The organism is Alkalibacillus haloalkaliphilus C5 (assembly GCF_000269905.1).
Classification (GTDB): Bacteria; Bacillota; Bacilli; order Bacillales; family Alkalibacillaceae; genus Alkalibacillus; species Alkalibacillus haloalkaliphilus_A.
The window spans coordinates 1-807 of sequence record NZ_AKIF01000283.1; the positions used below are offsets into that span (position 1 = coordinate 1).

Consider the following 807-nt stretch of genomic DNA (forward strand, 5'->3'; position numbering starts at 1 on the left):
CTCCCTACATAAGTTGGGTAAAACCAGAAACGCTGCCTATTATTTAACCAAATATATGTGTAACGGTATAGACAGCCACGAATTGCACCTGGGTCGACCGCTTGCACACCGAATTGTGGTTGTTGTGGTGTAAATGATGGCGGTGGTGAAGATGGTGGCCCCCCTGCACCTGGTCCCGGTTGCGGGCTTGGTCCTGGCCCTGGTTGTGGCCCCGGCCCCGGTCCTGGTTGAAACCCTGGTCCTTTTCCGCCACCTGGTGGGCCTGGAGGTGGTCCAAACATTCCTCCTCCCATAAACGGAAAACCAAACCATTGCCTTTCATCATCATAATGATGGTGTTCATTAAATGACACGTTTCAAGCACTCCTTCTATTCAAAATCAGTCATACAACAATGTATGCCTACATTGAAAAACAGGTGCCTATGCTATATTCATAAAATTTATTTTTTCCTAGAAAAGTAAATTAAAAGATGGTAGTTTTATATGAAAGGTTTTTCAAATGAAGACAGAACAGCTCATTATTCTCATTCACTTGTTTAAATTTAAGGGAATCGAAGAGAATAATGGTGATGACGAAGAACATTTAAAGGAGAATACACATGAACAAAGCAGTCTTTCTTGATCGTGACGGAGTTATTAATGAAGTCAAGACTAGCCGTGTTAAGTTTGTTAATAAGCCGAAAGACTTTCACTTCCTCCCTGGTGTTAAAGAAGCTGTCGCAAAGCTTCATGAGTGTGGTTACGACATATTTGTTGTCACAAATCAAGGTGGAGTAGGATTAGGTTATATGACAGAATCTATGCTT

General features: G+C 42.1%; 2 protein-coding genes and 1 pseudogene. 2 read left to right on the forward strand and 1 reads right to left on the reverse strand.

Translation table 11 applies throughout. From position 1 onward, the window contains the following. Positions 1-353, reverse strand: a pseudogene (locus A194_RS19095) (hypothetical protein); the annotation flags it as partial. 147 nt (positions 354-500) lie between these two features. On the opposite strand from A194_RS19095, the gene A194_RS21080 reads away from it, so the two are divergent. Together A194_RS21080 and A194_RS0116430 are read left to right on the forward strand one after the other, a co-directional pair. Continuing rightward, positions 501-623: a hypothetical protein gene (locus A194_RS21080; protein WP_272942217.1), complete on the forward strand. Its 123-nt coding sequence runs from the start codon at positions 501-503 to the stop codon at positions 621-623. After that, on the forward strand, positions 601-807 hold a 207-nt coding region (locus A194_RS0116430; RefSeq protein ID WP_017187858.1), incomplete at its 3' end, for an HAD-IIIA family hydrolase. The genes A194_RS21080 and A194_RS0116430, both read left to right, overlap by 23 nt.

Excerpts from the sequence above, each read along its gene's own strand:
- A194_RS21080 (WP_272942217.1), top strand. The coding sequence starts at position 501 with ATGAAGACAGAACAGCTCATTATTCTCATTCACTTGTTTAAATTTAAG.